At 56.4% G+C, this 15,730-nt stretch carries 14 protein-coding genes; 7 read left to right on the top strand and 7 right to left on the bottom strand.

All coding sequences use genetic code 11. The features are described 5' to 3' along the window. Nucleotides 1–82 precede the first annotated feature (82 nt). Nucleotides 83–580 (top strand): hypothetical protein, encoded by a 498-nt coding sequence (locus RGV06_RS11285; RefSeq protein ID WP_322150014.1) that lies wholly within the window; start codon nt 83–85, stop codon nt 578–580. A gap of 531 nt (nt 581–1,111) precedes the next feature. Here RGV06_RS11285 and RGV06_RS11280 read toward each other — a convergent pair. From RGV06_RS11280 to RGV06_RS11265, 4 genes are all read right to left on the bottom strand, one after another. Next, entirely contained in the window at nt 1,112–1,660 is a 549-nt protein-coding gene (locus tag RGV06_RS11280) for a cupin domain-containing protein (RefSeq protein ID WP_046810696.1), read from the bottom strand. A 208-nt stretch (nt 1,661–1,868) separates the two neighbouring features. Next, nucleotides 1,869–3,152, bottom strand: a complete 1,284-nt coding sequence (locus RGV06_RS11275) for an NAD(P)/FAD-dependent oxidoreductase (protein ID WP_322150013.1) — start codon at nt 3,150–3,152, stop codon at nt 1,869–1,871. 52 nt (nt 3,153–3,204) lie between these two features. Further along, nucleotides 3,205–4,695 (bottom strand): aldehyde dehydrogenase, encoded by a 1,491-nt coding sequence (locus tag RGV06_RS11270; RefSeq protein ID WP_019827393.1) that lies wholly within the window; start codon nt 4,693–4,695, stop codon nt 3,205–3,207. A gap of 182 nt (nt 4,696–4,877) precedes the next feature. Next, on the bottom strand, nt 4,878–6,254 hold the full coding sequence (locus tag RGV06_RS11265) for a glutamine synthetase family protein (RefSeq protein WP_046810697.1): 1,377 nt from the start codon (nt 6,252–6,254) through the stop codon (nt 4,878–4,880). Between the two features lie 278 nt (nt 6,255–6,532). On the opposite strand from RGV06_RS11265, the gene RGV06_RS11260 reads away from it, so the two are divergent. From RGV06_RS11260 to RGV06_RS11245, 4 genes are all read left to right on the top strand, one after another. Continuing rightward, nucleotides 6,533–7,294: a gamma-glutamyl-gamma-aminobutyrate hydrolase family protein gene (locus RGV06_RS11260; RefSeq protein WP_046810698.1), complete on the top strand. Its 762-nt coding sequence runs from the start codon at nt 6,533–6,535 to the stop codon at nt 7,292–7,294. Nucleotides 7,295–7,508: 214 nt separating this feature from the next. After that, the gene (locus RGV06_RS11255) at nt 7,509–8,651 is read left to right on the top strand and encodes an ABC transporter ATP-binding protein (RefSeq protein WP_019827396.1); all 1,143 of its coding nucleotides are present in this window, start codon (nt 7,509–7,511) and stop codon (nt 8,649–8,651) included. Continuing rightward, entirely contained in the window at nt 8,648–9,568 is a 921-nt protein-coding gene (locus RGV06_RS11250) for an ABC transporter permease subunit (RefSeq protein ID WP_019827397.1), read from the top strand. Before RGV06_RS11255 ends, RGV06_RS11250 begins: the two co-directional genes overlap by 4 nt. Next, the gene (locus RGV06_RS11245) at nt 9,565–10,455 is read left to right on the top strand and encodes an ABC transporter permease subunit (RefSeq protein WP_046810700.1); all 891 of its coding nucleotides are present in this window, start codon (nt 9,565–9,567) and stop codon (nt 10,453–10,455) included. The genes RGV06_RS11250 and RGV06_RS11245 overlap by 4 nt, the downstream gene beginning before the upstream one ends. 78 nt (nt 10,456–10,533) lie before the next feature. Here RGV06_RS11245 and RGV06_RS11240 read toward each other — a convergent pair whose 3' ends face one another. Next, entirely contained in the window at nt 10,534–11,316 is a 783-nt protein-coding gene (locus tag RGV06_RS11240; RefSeq protein WP_322150012.1) for an AraC family transcriptional regulator, read from the bottom strand. A 122-nt stretch (nt 11,317–11,438) separates the two neighbouring features. On the opposite strand from RGV06_RS11240, the gene RGV06_RS11235 reads away from it, so the two are divergent. Then, the gene (locus RGV06_RS11235; RefSeq protein ID WP_019825863.1) at nt 11,439–12,374 is read left to right on the top strand and encodes an EamA family transporter; all 936 of its coding nucleotides are present in this window, start codon (nt 11,439–11,441) and stop codon (nt 12,372–12,374) included. On the opposite strand, the gene RGV06_RS11230 is transcribed toward RGV06_RS11235, so the two are convergent. Further along, nucleotides 12,295–12,858 carry an RrF2 family transcriptional regulator gene (locus RGV06_RS11230; RefSeq protein WP_322150011.1) on the bottom strand — a complete coding sequence of 188 codons (564 nt, stop codon included), beginning with the start codon at nt 12,856–12,858 and terminating at the stop codon, nt 12,295–12,297. The genes RGV06_RS11235 and RGV06_RS11230 overlap by 80 nt on opposite strands. Nucleotides 12,859–13,060: 202 nt before the next feature. Between RGV06_RS11230 and RGV06_RS11225 the strand changes: the two genes are divergently transcribed. Beyond that, entirely contained in the window at nt 13,061–14,263 is a 1,203-nt protein-coding gene (locus RGV06_RS11225) for an NAD(P)/FAD-dependent oxidoreductase (RefSeq protein WP_019825868.1), read from the top strand. Between the two features lie 267 nt (nt 14,264–14,530). Here the strand turns inward: RGV06_RS11225 and RGV06_RS11220 are convergent, their stop codons facing one another. Continuing rightward, complete coding sequence (locus tag RGV06_RS11220; protein ID WP_322150010.1) at nt 14,531–14,752, bottom strand: hypothetical protein; 222 nt, start codon at nt 14,750–14,752, stop codon at nt 14,531–14,533. Nucleotides 14,753–15,730 lie beyond the last annotated feature (978 nt).

Genomic DNA, 15,730 nt, shown 5'->3' with positions numbered 1-15,730 from the left:
CAAGTAGTTATATATGCATGGCCATTTCGGTATTTGCGCTTGATTTAATGAGGGCTCATGAACTCATTAAGCAAGGACAAATATGATTGTTAAATTCACCCCGTTTCAAGCAAGTGGCTCGATCTTGCTGCCGCCCAATCAAACAATGTCGCCGGGGCAATATCTGGTATCTGAGAACGGACAGTTTCGATTGCTACTGCAAGCGGATGGGCATTTGGTTATCAAGGACGGTGAGGTTGTCGTCTGGGTTGCAGATGGCAGTCAGATTTACAGTAGAACTGTATACAGGAAAAAAATTCGCGAGCCTCTTCACTTTGTGGTTAGTAATAACGGTTTTCTTTATGACCCATCCAGAAGGCGTTTATGGATTGCTGAAAGTACTCATACAAGGGATAAATCACTTTGGTATAACGCCTGTATGGTTATTCAAAATGATGGGAATTTGGTCATTTATGATCAGCGCACAGGCAATCCGTGCTGGGCCCGTTTCGGGTTCGTTCCTGGTCGAATTTCAAAGCCAAAGGACAGGCTGGTGAAGGAGCTGCCTAATGGTGTGCAATTTTTTGAATGGAGGTTTTAACTGTCATTTTTTACCATCATTGGCCAATGGCTTGTCTATTCACGGGCTCTTGAGAACTGGCGGCGGTTGCAAACAATCAGGACTGTATGGGTCTGTCTGGCATTTGTAGGCCAGTTCCGGGCCGTACCCTCTAGGGAAAAAATGGACGTTTTTACAAGCGGAAAGTGTGATGAGTATTAATATGACTGAGAGTGTTTTCATATGCCATCCATTTTTTTTGGCGAGCATAGAGCTTTAAATAGAAGGTCTTATATCATTCTATTCCGACCGTTCTGTGGGATGCGCCTGTAGTGGTGTTGAATTTTTTAGGGTTGGAGTTATGAATTGTCCTACACCAAGATTGAGTGCAAAAAACTGTGATTTTACAGACTGGATAAATGACTAAAATATTCGCGCATTGTGCCCATGCACATTACTGAAACGATCACAGCTGTGGGAGCGAGCCCGCTCGCGATAGCATCACCGCAATTTGCCTGCCAGCCCGCAGCGCTTGCATCGCAGGCAAGCCGGCTCCCACAAAGCTTGGGTGGCTTAAAAGTTGGCCGGTGTATTGGCGCTGATGATCTCTGCCTCATCCGCGCCAATATTGCGAAAGCGATGGGGCAGGGTGGTCGGGAAGTAATAGCCGTCCCCGGCATTCAATATGCTGATTTGCCCGTCCACGGTGAGTTCTACCGTGCCGCGGGCAACCAGTCCGCATTCTTCCCCTTCGGCGTGCACGATCGGCTCTTCTCCAGAGCTTGCGCCCGGCGCGTATTGCTCGCGCAATAACCGCATCTGCCGGCCCGGCACCGAGGCGCCTATCAGCAGCAACCGCAAGCCATCACGCCCCAGGTCCGGCTGTTCATTGGCGCGGAAGACGTATTGGTGTTCGCGGGGTGGCTGGTCGAAGGTGAAAAAGTCAGCCAGAGACATGGGGATGCCTTCCAGCAACTTTTTGAGGGAGCTGACAGAAGGACTGACGCGATTCTGTTCGATCAAGGAAATGGTGGCATTGGTGACGCCGCTACGCCGGGCCAGCTCGCGCTGGGACATTTTGTAGCTTTCGCGTACTAATTTGAGTCGTGAGCCCGTGTCCATGACAGCCTTATGTGAAAACTACTTAAGGGTGATGGGGGAGATGGCGGTCGACGGATGCTGCAAATCGCACCGAACCCCTGTCCCAGAATCGTGAAAGGCGACTATTAAATCACGTTTGTTCGTGTTGCTCAGCAGGTTCGGTGAATAGCCCAGGCCTTTCCTGATTGCCTTGTGGGAGCGGGCAAGCCCGCTGCCACAAGGGGCGCAGCTAGATCCCGAAACGGTCGCGCATTGCGTAATATGCAGCGCCCATGGCAGTCAGCGGTACCTGGAAGGTCCGGCCACCGAGCATGGGCATGTGCGGCAACGAGGCAAACGCATCGAAACGCTCGGCGTCGCCGCGGATCATTTCAGAAATCAGTTTGCCCGCCAGGTGCGAGCAGGTGACGCCGTGGCCGCTGTAGCCTTGCATGTAGTAGGCGTTTTTCTCGATTCGCCCGAATTGCGGCATGCGTGACATGGTCAGCAGGAAGTTGCCGGTCCAGCGGTAATCGATCTTCACGTCCTTCAGTTGCGGGAAGGTCTTGAGAATCTTCGGCTTGATCAGTTGCTCGATGTCGTCCGGCTCGCGGGCACCGTATACCACGCCGCCGCCGTACAGCAGGCGGTTGTCGGCCGTCAGGCGGTAGTAGTCGAGCAGGTAGTTGCAGTCTTCAACGCAGTAGTTGTGGGTGATCAGGCTACGGGCGACGTTTTCCTCCAGCGGCTCTGTCACGACAATTTGCGAACCGCAGGGCATGCTTTTGCTGGTCACGCGACTGTCCAGGTTCTGCGGCAGATAGGCGTTGCCCGCGATCAGCAGGTACTTGGCCCGAACCACCCCTTTGGCGGTGCGCACGGTGATCGGCTCGCCGTAAGTGATTTCGACTGCGGCCGATTGCTCGAAGATCTTGCCGCCCAGGCCGATGATTGCCGAGGCTTCGCCGAGTGCCAGGTTCAGCGGGTGGATGTGTCCGCCCTGCATGTCCAGCAGGCCACCCACGTAGTTCTCGCAACCCACTTCACGCTTGATGTCTTGCGCATCGAGCATTTTCAGATGCTTGTTGCCGTAACGCTCCCAACTGTTTTTTTGCTCGGTCAGGCCTTTGAGCTGCTTTTTGTTCAGCGCCGCAAAGATACCGCCCGGACGGTAATCACACTGGATGTCGTAGTGCTGGATACGCTGACGGATGATGTCGGCGCCTTCAAACATCATGCTGCCAAGCACTTCGGCTGTCTTGTCGCCGTAGCGTGATTCGATGACATCCACGTCACGGCTGTAGGAGTTGACCAGTTGGCCGCCGTTGCGACCGCTGGCACCGAAGCCGACTTTGGCGGCTTCGAGCACGGTGACGCTGTAACCAGCCTCGGCGAGGAACAGGGCTGAGGACAGGCCGGTGTAGCCCGCGCCGATCACGCAGACATCGCATTCCACCTGCTCTTCAAGGGTCGGGAAGTCGCCTGTGTGGTTGCGGGTCGCGGCGTAGTAGCTGTTGATATGTGTGTGTTTCATACGTTTCTCCGATGGCTGTCGACACGTTTGGGCAACAGCCGCCGTAAAGGTGTTAGAGCTTGATCCAGGTGGCCTTGAGCTCGGTGTATTTGTCGAACGCGTGCAGCGACTTATCCCGACCATTACCCGACTGTTTGAACCCGCCAAACGGTGCCGTCATGTCGCCGCCGTCGTACTGGTTGACCCATACGCTGCCGGCGCGCAAGCCGCGAGCAAAGGTGTGGGCCTTGCTCAAGTTGCTGGTCCATACGCCTGCGGCCAGGCCGTAGATGCAGTCATTGGCTATCTCCAGCGCTTGCTGCTCGGTGTCGAAGGTGATCAGCGACAGTACCGAGCCAAAGATCTCTTCCCGGGCGATGGTCATGGCGTTGGTCACACCGTCAAAAATGGCCGGTTCCACGTACAGGCCTCCAGTGTCTTCGAGGGTGCGATTGCCGCCCGTGATGAGTTGTGCACCCTGGTCCTTGCCGATCTGGATGTAGCGCAGCACGGATTCCATTTGACGCTGATCGACGACGGCACCCACGGTGGTCGCCGGGTCCAGGGCATGCCCCGGTTTCCAGGCTTGCAAGGCCTGCACCAGTAAGGGAATGAATTGCTCGCGGATCGATCGCTCCACCAGCAGGCGCGAACCTGCGGTGCAGACTTCGCCCTGGTTAAAGGCAATGGCGCTGGCGGCTGCTTGCGCGGCGGCGGGCAAATCCGGCGCGTCGGCAAACACCACGTTAGGGCTCTTGCCGCCCGCCTCGAGCCACACCCGCTTCATGTTGCTCTGGCCCGCGTAGATCAGGAGTTGCTTGGCAATGGCTGTCGAGCCGGTGAAGGCCAGGACGTCGACGTCCATGTGCAACGCAAGCGCTTTGCCGACGGTGTGCCCCAAGCCCGGCAGGACGTTGAACACGCCTTTTGGGATACCGGCGTCCAGTGCCAGCTGAGCGATACGGATCGCCGTGAGTGGCGATTTTTCAGACGGTTTGAGGATGAACGAGTTGCCTGCCGCCAAGGCCGGGGCGAACTTCCAGCTGGCCATGATCAGCGGGAAGTTCCACGGCACGATGGCCGCGACAACACCTGCAGGCTCACGGGTGATGAGACCCAGTTGATCGTGGGGGGTGGGCGCGACTTCGTCGTAGATTTTGTCGATGGCTTCGGCGTTCCAGCGAATCGCGTTGGCGGTCGCCGGGATATCGATGGTCATGGAGTCGCTGATGGGCTTGCCCATGTCCAGGGTTTCCAGCAGCGCCAGTTCTTCCTGGTTGGCCAGAATCAAGTCGGAAAAACGAATCAGGATGCGTTTGCGCTCAGCCGGGGCGAGCCTGGCCCAGACGCCGGATTCAAACGCCTTGCGAGCAACGATCACCGCCGCATTGGCGTCGGCTTCGTCGGTGCTGGCGACGTTCGCCAGAAAGCGACCGTCCACCGGGCTCATGCATTCGAAGGTTTCGCCGCTGAGTGCGGGGCGGTATTGACCATCAATGAATGCCCGGCCTTCTAGTGTCAAAGACTGAAAGCGTTGCTCCCAGTCACTGCGAGTGTTTGCCATTGGAGTGACTCGATACAGTGGGAAATGGGGTCGCGGGACGCGGAGTCGACCCCTCTACGATTCGAAACGCACAGGCACCGGGGGAGTGGGCTTGCCCGCGATAGGGCTGTGTCAGACGACATCTATGCTGGATGTGCCGACGTCATCGCGGGCAAGCCCGGCTCCCACAGGAGGCGGGTCGATCAAACGGTGTGCAAGTACCAGTTGTACTCAAGGTCCGAGATGGAGTTCTCGAACTCGGCGAGTTCGCTTTCCTTGCAGGCGACGAATACGTCGATGTACAGCGGGTCGATGTACTTGGCCATGACTTCGCTGTCGTCCAGTTCGCGCAGTGCATCGCGCAAGTTGTTCGGCAGGCTCTGTTCGTTCTGTTCGTAGCTGTTGCCTTCTACCGGTGGGCCCGGCTCGATTTCGTTGGTCAGGCCATGGTGAATGCCGGCCAGCACAGAGGCCATCAGCAGATACGGGTTGGCATCGGCGCCGGCGACGCGGTGTTCGATGCGCACCGAATCGGCAGAACCGGTTGGCACACGCACCGCCACGGTACGGTTATCGATGCCCCAGCTTGGCGAGTTCGGTACATAGAACTGTGCACCGAAACGACGGTATGAGTTCACGTTCGGGCAAAGGAAGGCCATCTGCGCGGGCAGGGTCTCCAGCACACCGCCGATGGCGTGACGCAATGCGGCGTTCTGCTCGGGATCCTCGCTGGCAAAGATGTTGTTGCCTTCTTTGTCGAGGATCGAAATGTGCACGTGCAGACCGTTGCCTGCCTGGCCCGGGTACGGCTTGGCCATGAACGTGGTGTCCATCTCATGGTCGTAGGCGATGTTTTTCACCAGGCGCTTGAGCAGTACCGCGTAGTCGCAGGCCTTGATGGGGTCGGACACGTGATGCAGGTTGACTTCGAACTGGGCCGGAGCACTCTCTTTAACGATGGCGTCCGCCGGAATGCCTTGTTCTTTCGCGCCTTCAAGAATGTCCTGGAGGCAGTCAACGTATTCGTCCAGGTCATCGATCAAGTACACCTGGGTCGACATTGGACGCTTGCCTGACACCGGTGACCGTGGCGATTGCGGGCGGCCGTTCACGTTGTCCTGGTCGATCAGGTAGAACTCGAGTTCAAAGGCTGCACATATCGTCAGGCCCATGTCATCGAATTTGGAAACGACCTGGCGCAGCACTTCACGCGGGTCAGCGAAGAAAGGCTGGCCTTCGAGTTCGTGCATGGTCATTAGCAGTTGTGCCGTCGGACGTTTCTGCCACGGCTCGATGCACAGGGTATTGGGAATGGGGTAGCAGATACGGTCCGAGTCACCGATATCCAGACCCAGGCCGGTGCTTTCCACCGTAGAACCGTTGATATCAAGCGCAAACAAAGAGGCCGGCAGGTTGATGCCTTTCTCGTAAACCTTGTGGAGACTGGTGCGCTCGATGCGCTTGCCGCGCACCACGCCGTTCATATCCGCAATGAGAAGGTCGACGTACAAAACCTCAGGATATTTCTTAAGGAATGCGTTCGCTTCATTGAGCTGAACTGCGCGCAGGGGAACCGACATGATGCACCTATTATGTTAATTATTATGTTCACTGCCCTTTCACGAGCTCAGTCAATCCGAAAGGTTTAGTGAAGTCAATAGCGAACACCCCGTCTTAAAACGTTATTTTTAAGGCCGTATAAGAGCTTTTTGGTCCCGGATAAGCCGTTTGAAGCGAGGCGGAGATGATGATTGGTCGTGAGGTGTTTTAGATTTTTTACATTGGAGTTGTTAATTAAAATCAACAAGACTAAGCTCCGGAAAAGCTCGTTCAAGTGTGAAACTTCGAGGTGATAAAAATGGCACTCAAGCCATTGATCGGCGTTACTGCATGCGTCAAACAGATTGGCCTGCACCCTTACCACGTCAGCGGCGACAAGTACTTGCGTGCTGTCAGCATCGCTTCGCTGGGGTTACCGGTGATCATTCCTTCCCTGGCGCAACTGACCGAAACAGATGAGCTGCTCGCTCATCTGGATGGTCTGTTGCTCACGGGCTCGCCTTCGAATGTGGAGCCGTTCCACTATCAAGGTTCCGCCAGCGCTCCGGGTACGGATCACGATCCGGCGCGCGATGCCACAACCCTTCCTCTGTTGCGTGCAGCCATTGCTGCGGGCGTTCCGGTGCTCGGTATTTGCCGGGGGTTTCAGGAAATGAACGTGGCGTTCGGTGGCAGCCTGCATCAGAAGGTTCACGAGCTCCCGGGCTTTCTCGATCACCGCGAAGCGGATCACCCGGACCTGGCCGTGCAGTACGCACCGGCGCATGGGGTTGAGGTGCAGCCGGGTGGTGTATTCGATGCGCTGGGTTTGCCCCGAACGTTCCAGGTCAATTCGATTCACAGCCAAGGTATTGATCGGCTTGCTCCTGGCCTGCGTGCCGAAGCCGTTGCACCGGATGGCCTGATCGAGGCGGTTAGCGTCGAGTCCAGCAAGGCGTTTGCCGTGGGTGTGCAATGGCACCCGGAATGGCAGGTTCAAGACAATCCTGTCTACTTGAGTATTTTTCAGGCGTTTGGCGATGCATGCCGACAACGGGCATCTCTTCGTGATTCGCGCTGACTGACGATTTTTATTTTCGCGTATTGATTTGGCTGTCTGCGTAAGCAGGTGGGCGGGTCTTTGCGTGTCATTCCCCACCACAACACACCGCGATAACAACAAGTACTACCAGGTTGCCGGAAGGTCGGCGCCGAATAAGCCCGTTCGCAGCGGGTTATCCACTACTAAGTCGGGCCGCGTTGGCCTGGCGACTGAAACCTGTTGGGAGTTTCATATGGCAAACGCCTCCAGTACCTATAGGAAGGCTCTTGAAGGTCACCAGGCACCGAAAAAAGTGTTGGTAAAAGTCGATCGAGTCACCAAGAAGTTCGACGAAACCATCGCTGTTGACGATGTGTCCCTGGAGATCCATCAAGGTGAAATCTTCGCCCTGCTCGGAGGTTCCGGCTCCGGAAAATCGACCTTGCTGCGCATGCTGGCAGGCTTCGAGCGCCCAACAGAGGGCCGTATTTTCCTCGACGGTGTAGACATCACTGACATGCCGCCCTACGAGCGGCCGATCAATATGATGTTTCAGTCTTACGCGCTGTTCCCGCACATGACGGTGGCGCAGAACATCGCCTTTGGCTTGAAGCAGGACCGTTTGTCCGCCAGTGACATTGAGGCTCGCGTTGAGGAAATGCTGCGACTGGTGCACATGACCCAGTACGCCAAACGCAAGCCGCACCAATTGTCCGGTGGTCAGCGTCAGCGCGTGGCCCTGGCCCGTTCGCTGGCCAAGCGCCCGAAACTGCTGCTGCTCGATGAGCCGATGGGCGCGCTGGACAAAAAACTGCGCTCGCAGATGCAACTGGAACTGGTGGAGATCATCGAGCGGGTTGGCGTGACCTGTGTGATGGTGACCCATGACCAGGAAGAAGCCATGACCATGGCTGAGCGTATCGCCATCATGCACCTGGGCTGGATCGCTCAAATCGGTAGCCCGGTCGACATCTATGAGGCGCCTGTCAGCCGAATGGTGTGCGAGTTCATCGGTAACGTGAACTCCTTTGACGGTTCGGTCATTGATGACGAGGAGGGCTACGCGATCATCCACAGCCCGGAACTGGATCAAAAGATCTACGTAGGCCACGGCGTGACGACGTCGCTGCAGGACAAATCGATTACCTACGCCATCCGCCCGGAAAAAATGCTGGTCAGCACCCTCAAGCCTGAGTCGGCCTACAACTGGTCCCACGGCAAGGTGCATGACATCGCCTACCTGGGTGGTCACTCGGTGTTTTATGTGGAACTGCCCGGGGGCAAGATCGTCCAGTCGTTCATGGCCAACGCCGAACGCCGTGGCGCGCGTCCTACCTGGGACGACGAAGTCTACGTGTGGTGGGAAGACGACAGCGGCGTGGTACTTCGCTCATGAACATGCGAAAGCTTAAACGCCGACTGCAACGAATAACCCCCGGTGGCCGTCAGATGGTCATCGGGATTCCATTCCTGTGGCTGTTTTTGTTTTTCATGCTGCCGTTCTTCATCGTTCTGAAGATCAGCTTTGCCGAAGCCGACGTCGCCATTCCGCCCTACACCGAGATCTACGGTTACGTTGACCAGAAAATTCAGCTGCTGCTGAACCTGAGCAACTATTCCATGCTGGGCGACGACGAGCTGTATATCGCTGCCTACCTGGGCTCGCTGAAGATGGCGTTTTTCAGCACGGCGTTGTGCCTGCTGATCGGTTATCCGATGGCCTATGCCATCGCCAATGCGCGCAAAGAGATGCAGACCGTGCTGGTGCTGCTGATCATGATGCCGACCTGGACCGCGATCCTGATCCGCGTGTATGCCTGGATGGGCATCCTCAGCAACAACGGCCTGCTCAATGGCTTTCTGATGTCGATGGGCTGGATCAGCGAACCGCTGCAGATCCTCAACACCAACATCGCGGTGTACATCGGCATCGTCTATTCGTACCTGCCGTTCATGATCCTGCCGCTGTACGCCAACCTGGTGAAACACGACACCAGCCTGCTGGAAGCCGCGTCTGACCTGGGTTCGAGCACCATCAACAGCTTCTGGAAAATCACCGTTCCGTTGTCGAAAAACGGCATCATCGCCGGCTGCATGCTGGTGTTTATCCCGGTAGTGGGCGAGTTCGTGATTCCGGAACTGCTTGGCGGCCCGGAAACCCTGATGATCGGTAAAGTGTTGTGGCAAGAGTTCTTCAACAACCGTGACTGGCCGGTAGCGTCTGCGCTTGCCGTCGTCATGCTGGCGATCCTGATCGTGCCCATCATTCTGTTCAACCGCAGCCAGGCTAAAGAGCTGGAGGGCAAGATATGAATCGCTTCCGTTTTTCTAGCTTCATGTTGGTCGCGGGGTTGCTGTTCATCTACCTGCCGATGCTGATTCTGGTGATCTACTCGTTCAACGCCTCCAAGCTGGTCACGGTGTGGGGCGGCTGGTCGCTGAAGTGGTATGTAGGCCTGCTGGACAACACGCAACTGATGGGCTCGGTGATGCGCTCCCTGGAAATCGCCTTTTACACGGCGATTGCAGCGGTAGCGCTGGGCACCCTGGCGGCGTTCGTACTGACCCGTATCTCGCACTTCAAGGGTCGCACGCTGTTTGGCGGCCTGGTGACGGCGCCGCTGGTGATGCCGGAAGTGATCACCGGCCTGTCGCTGTTGCTGCTGTTCGTGGCCATGGCGCAGATGATTGGCTGGCCGCAAGAGCGTGGCATCGTCACCATCTGGATCGCCCACACCACGTTCTGCTCGGCCTATGTGGCGGTGGTGGTGTCGTCGCGTCTGCGTGAGCTGGACCTGTCGATCGAAGAGGCGGCCATGGACTTGGGTGCCAAGCCGTGGAAGGTGTTCTTTTTGATCACCATCCCGATGATCGCGCCGTCACTGGCTGCGGGCGCCATGATGTCCTTTGCCCTGTCTCTGGACGACCTGGTACTGGCCAGCTTCGTGTCGGGGCCGGGGTCCACGACCTTGCCGATGGAAGTGTTCTCGGCGGTGCGTCTGGGGGTTAAGCCCGAGATCAACGCCGTGGCCAGCCTGATCCTGCTGGCGGTGTCGCTGGTGACCTTCATGGTGTGGTTCTTCAGCCGTCGTGCTGAAGAGCACCGCAAAAAGGCCATTCAGCAAGCCATCGACGAGTCGGCGGCGGAGTCCTGGAAACAGCCGGATGTACGTCGTGGGCAATCAACAAGCGCGGCTTAAGCTCGCGTCATAAACAACCTCGGCCCTTGTGAAGGGGCCGAGGTTTTTTTATGGGTATTAGCTTTGGCCGTGACCGGTTCAAGGCAGTCCTTTCGGAAAATACCGGCTGGGTGTCGCGCCCAGCACTCTGCGAAACACACTGGTAAAGGCGCTCGGGCTGCTATAGCCCAGGTCAGTCGCCACTCGCGTAATGGCTTCGCCGTTACCCAGGCGCACTACGGCTGCCAACAGGCATGCTTGCTGACGCCATTCGACAAAACTGATTCCGGTTTGCTGGCGAAATAGCCGGGTGAAGGTGCGGCGGCTCATGCCAACCTGTAGGGCCATGTCATCGATCCCGATATCCAGTGACGGCTGCTCCAGCAATTGGCGGCAGGCATGTGCCAGCCTTGGCTCAACGGGCAGTGGTGCATTGAGTGACAAGGGCGGCATGTCGGCTATTTCGTGAAGCAGCAAACTCATCACAAGACCCTCCCGGTGGGTCTCGTTATAGAGCGCCGGGATATCCATGGCCTGGATCAGCAGTTGGTGGAGCAGGGGCGTGATACCGAAGACCTGGCACTGTGCGGGCAGGCCAAGCCGGATGCTGGCGGGACTGCGGATATAAGTGTTCAGCATGGTCACCGGCCCGGCCATGCTCATTTCGTGAGGCACCCCCGCTGGAACCCAGATAGCCCTTTGCGGGGGCACGACCCAATTGCCCTGGTCGGTAAATACGGTGATGACACCGCTGGCGGCATAGGCAAATTGCCCGCGACGATGGGTGTGCAGCGAAAAGTGCTGCCCGTCTCGATAGTCATTGGCCGTGACGACCGCATCACGGGGAATGTTTTCGTAGGTATCTATGTCTGTTTCGCGCATGGCCCGAATTTAATGATTAATGACCTAATAGTGCAAGCGGGCCGTTACTGCAATTGTTCATAGTGACGCCCTGATTGGTGCATACAGCCGCTAGCCCTCCTGCCTACTGGAAATCGAACGCTATGCAAAAGAAACACCTGGCCCTGGCCGTCATGGTGACGGCCGTCTGGGGCTTTAATTTTCCCATTACCAAACTGGGCCTGGCTGCCATTGATCCGCTGTTGCTGACTGCGCTCAGATTTACCCTCGCGGCGTTTCCGTGGGTGTTTTTTATCAAGCGTCCCCCGATAGCCCTGCAGTGGCTGGTGGCTTATGGGCTGATTTTTGGTGTTGCGATGTGGGCGCTGATCAATCTGGGCATCGAACTGGGTGTGCCACCCGGAACCGCTGCCCTGTTGGTCCAATTCAGTGCTTTTTTCACGCTGGGCTGGGGGGTGTTGCTGTTTCGCGAACATCTGAGCCTGGGGCAGATGCTGGGTGTAGGGCTTGCGGTGCTGGGTTTGGTCAGCATCATCTTAGCCAGCCCCGGCCATGGCACGACCGTGGGCTATGGCCTGTTACTGATCAGCGCATTCAGTTGGAGTGTGGGCAACGTCATCATCAAGCAATCAAAGGTCCGGGAGATGTTCGCCTTTGTGGTCTGGGCCAGCGTGTTTGCGCCGATTCCCTTGCTGCTGCTTACTTGGCTTGCCCATGGAACTGCGCCGTTTACCACAGTGGTCGCGCACGTTGAGTGGGTGACGGTGTTCTCGCTTTTTTTTCAGGTCTACGCGGCGACGCATTTCTGTTACTGGGGCTGGAATTTATTGCTGCGCGAGTACCCGGTGTCCACCGTGGCGCCGCTGTCCTTGCTGATCCCGGTATTCGGGATTGCAGGGTCGATGCTGATGCTTGGGCACAAAGTTGATGTCAGTGAAGGGGTGTCGATTGCACTGATTTTGTCGGCGCTTGCAGTGGGGTTTGTAAAAGGGCCAGGGCTTAGTCCGAGATTTCAGTTGCCGGGATGGTTTGGTCGTCGGAAGTCTGCGCGCCGCTTTTCTTCTCTCGACGATCGTTGATCCATTTACCTACCTGCGCCGGGAATTCAGCGGGGGATTTTCGGCCGACCTTTCTTGCGAGATCAAGGATGGTTTGTTGGGCCAGAGCCTCTTCCATGCGTTTTTGTGCCGTCATCATCGCGGCGTGAACCGAGCAATGACCGTCCAGCGCCCAAGCAGGCGGCGACCCCTCGAACAGGGCGCAGCGGCCACGAATTTCCCGACAATCGAAAATGAGCTTCTGGCCGTCGATAGCGTTGACGATATCAAGCATGCTGATTTCGTCGGCTGGCCTTGCCAGCTTGAATCCGCCGCGTACGCCTTCTGTCGCTACCACCAGTTTTGACTTGGCCAGCTTGGTGAAAATCTTCGCCAGGTAGTCCTGAGGTACGCCTTGCAACTCTGCAAGATCGCGCACGCTCGCTTCCCGGCTTTCACCGCCATCACCGACCAAAAAAAGCAGGCAATGAATGCCGTACTCAACGCCTGCGCTGTAAAGAGACATCAGTATCTCCGACTGAATTAGTCGCATATTTTAGCAGTGATCATTCAGGCGAGCAACGCTCATTGGGCGTGACGGCTGGGTCATGGGCCACAAATAAAGATTGCTCTCTGTAACTACGACTAATATAGTCGCCGTTATTGAGGTTCGGTGGTGATCGTCATTCGGGGTTGCTTTGCTCGGGCTTCTCATCAGGGGATAAAAAATGAAACAGCAGATTCTGATTATTGGCGCAGGCTTCGGTGGCATGTGGACCGCTTTGAGTGCAACGCGGTTGTTCGACATTCATGGCCACGACGAGGTTGAAGTGACCGTATTGGCCCCTCAGGCCGAGCTGCGCATACGCCCGCGTTTTTACGAGCCGGACGCGCACCAACTGTTCGCACCGATTGGCGAATTGTTCGATGCAGTAGGCGTAACGTTCATCAAGGGTGCGGCAGAGACCATCGACGCCCAGCAAAAAACGGTCGGTTACATCGATGCCGCCGGTACGAAACAAGTACGTAGCTACGACAAACTTGTTCTGGCCACTGGCAGCCGTCTTGCGATCCCCGAGACCCAAGGCGTGGCGCAACACGCTTTCGATGTGGACCAGATCGAGCAAGCCGTGCGCCTGGAAAATCACCTCAAGTCACTGGCAGACCTTCCAGAAAGCCGTGGCCGCAACACCGTGGTCGTGGCGGGCGGCGGCTTCACCGGCATTGAAACAGCGACCGAAATGCCAGCTCGTCTGCGGGCCATACTGGGTGATCACGCCGACGTTGAAGTGATCATCGTGGACCGTGGTGAAAAAGTCGGGGCGTCAATGGGGGCTGAAATCAGCCAGTCGATTGCCGAAGCCAGCGAAGAACTGGGAGTGACATGGCGCTTGAAATCATCGGTGGTGGCCGTTGATGAACAGGGCGTGACCCTTGGGGATGGCCAGCGAATCGACGCGAAAACTGTGGTCTGGACCACTGGAGTACGGGCCTGTGCGTTGACCGCGCAGATCCCGGGTGAGCGCGATTCCCTTGGGCGTCTGCATGTGGATGCCCATCTTAAAGTCATTGGCCAGAGCGACATCTTCGCCACTGGTGACGTTGCCTACGCCGCAACCGATGATCTTGGGAACCATGCGCTGATGACATGTCAGCATGCGATTGTTTTGGGGCGCCACGCTGGCAACAACGTTGCCGCACAGATCCTGGGCGTGGCACCGATTGCATACAGCCAGCCCAAGTACGTTACGTGCCTGGACCTGGGAGGCTGGGGCGCGGTTTACACCGAGGGATGGGACCGCCAGGTCAAGTTGACCCGCGAGGAAGGCAAATCGCTCAAGACCCAGATCAACACCGTGTGGATCTACCCGCCGGCGGCTAATCGTGAAGCTGCTTGGGCGGCGGCAGACCCATTGATTCCGATTGCCTGAGGTGGCCTGGGTGTAGACCCCGGGTTTTGCTGAATTTCAGGCACAAAAAAAGACGTCCGTAGACGTCTTTTTTTGTGGATTTGGTGGGCCGGGGTCATTTGAACTAAAGGCTTGAGTGCCTGCAATCATTGGTCTTTGGTAGATGTGATTTTGTTGGGGATACATGTGGGGATACACGCTGCATGTTCCTGCCCACTGATATCGTGGTATCCCGCTTGGTAAAGCACCATCAGATGGTTGGTGGTGTATTGCCATTTGGCAGGGTAGTTACTTCTTTGTCCGACCTTCAGACGCCAATGAGGCGAGGGCAAGGGTGATGAATCCTTCATTCCCATACAGAGTGTCCAGTGCCCCACGAATGTTCTGCGCCAATTCTGTAGATCCTCTTTGCTCAACCCAGTTAGACAGCTTCTCGATAGCTGCCCCCAATGCCAGTTGGTTTTCATTCATGCGCTTGAGCAATGACACAAGCAAAGGGGTGTCTTCCATGATGTTCTCCCGCCGTGTTGTCAGGTAGTCAATCTACCTCGAGCCAGTGGCATTGCATATCAGCTGTCCTCACCACCTGGTGATTGGTACTCACGTCGATTATGTTGATTCACTAAAGGTCAACAGTATGGTGTAGGGCCAATTTGTAAAGGCAGCATGAGAGCACACACCCAGCCCCCCTCAAAAACGGGTGTAACCGGTGTTACGAGTGTAACGCCCTTCACCAAGCGCCCGATTTCATTGGCTTTAACGCCTGTTACACAGTTGAGCGGCATCGCGTACATCGGATGTAACGCTGCCCGTGCGTGTAACGCTAAAGTCAGCATCCAGGTGTTGTGGGCAGACGCTTTACGCTCCAGCCTACCAAGCGAATTTCGCTGGCTCCGCCTTTCGGTGATAGGAAATCACGCTGGGGACCCTGAGAGATTTCTCGTCACACGGGGCAGGAAACCCGCGGGTTTTTTTTAGCAGCAGGGCACCCAGCTTATTGAAATTTCAATCGTTGAAATTGAAAGGCATTGAAGAAAAGAGGAGGGGTGGGGCTTGGCCCGCAGCAGGGCATTGGATGTGTTGCTGATAGTGAACACCTAGGCGAGTCAACTGGGTCAACCGGTCAAGTGTGGTCAACAAACTTTGGAACCCAGGCACTAACGATTTCGTGCGGGTTTCCTGCCCCGTGTCTCCTCGAAATGCTCAGGGTCCCCAGCGGCTCCTGAACCATAGTGCAAATGCACTGGTGAACCAGCAGTTCACCCGGTTCACCTGTTCACTAAGCTGTGCACTTTTCCTCTAACACAATCGCGCGGGTTTCCTGCCCCGTACCTAACAATAAGTCCCAGGGGCCCCCGGTACTTTTGACTCGCTGGGAAGTTCCCCTGCTCCTATCGCTGAAGGTACTACCGATTGGGGGGCTAGGGGATGGTCTATCGAAAGCTGTGTTACAAGTGTTACTGGTGTTACAAATAAATATAAATATAT

This window comes from Pseudomonas sp. CCI3.1, assembly GCF_034313985.1.
In the GTDB taxonomy this organism is placed as follows: Bacteria; Pseudomonadota; Gammaproteobacteria; order Pseudomonadales; family Pseudomonadaceae; genus Aquipseudomonas; species Aquipseudomonas psychrophila.
The sequence above is the reverse complement of the archived record's forward strand: the minus strand, read 5'-3'. Positions and strand labels throughout refer to the sequence as shown.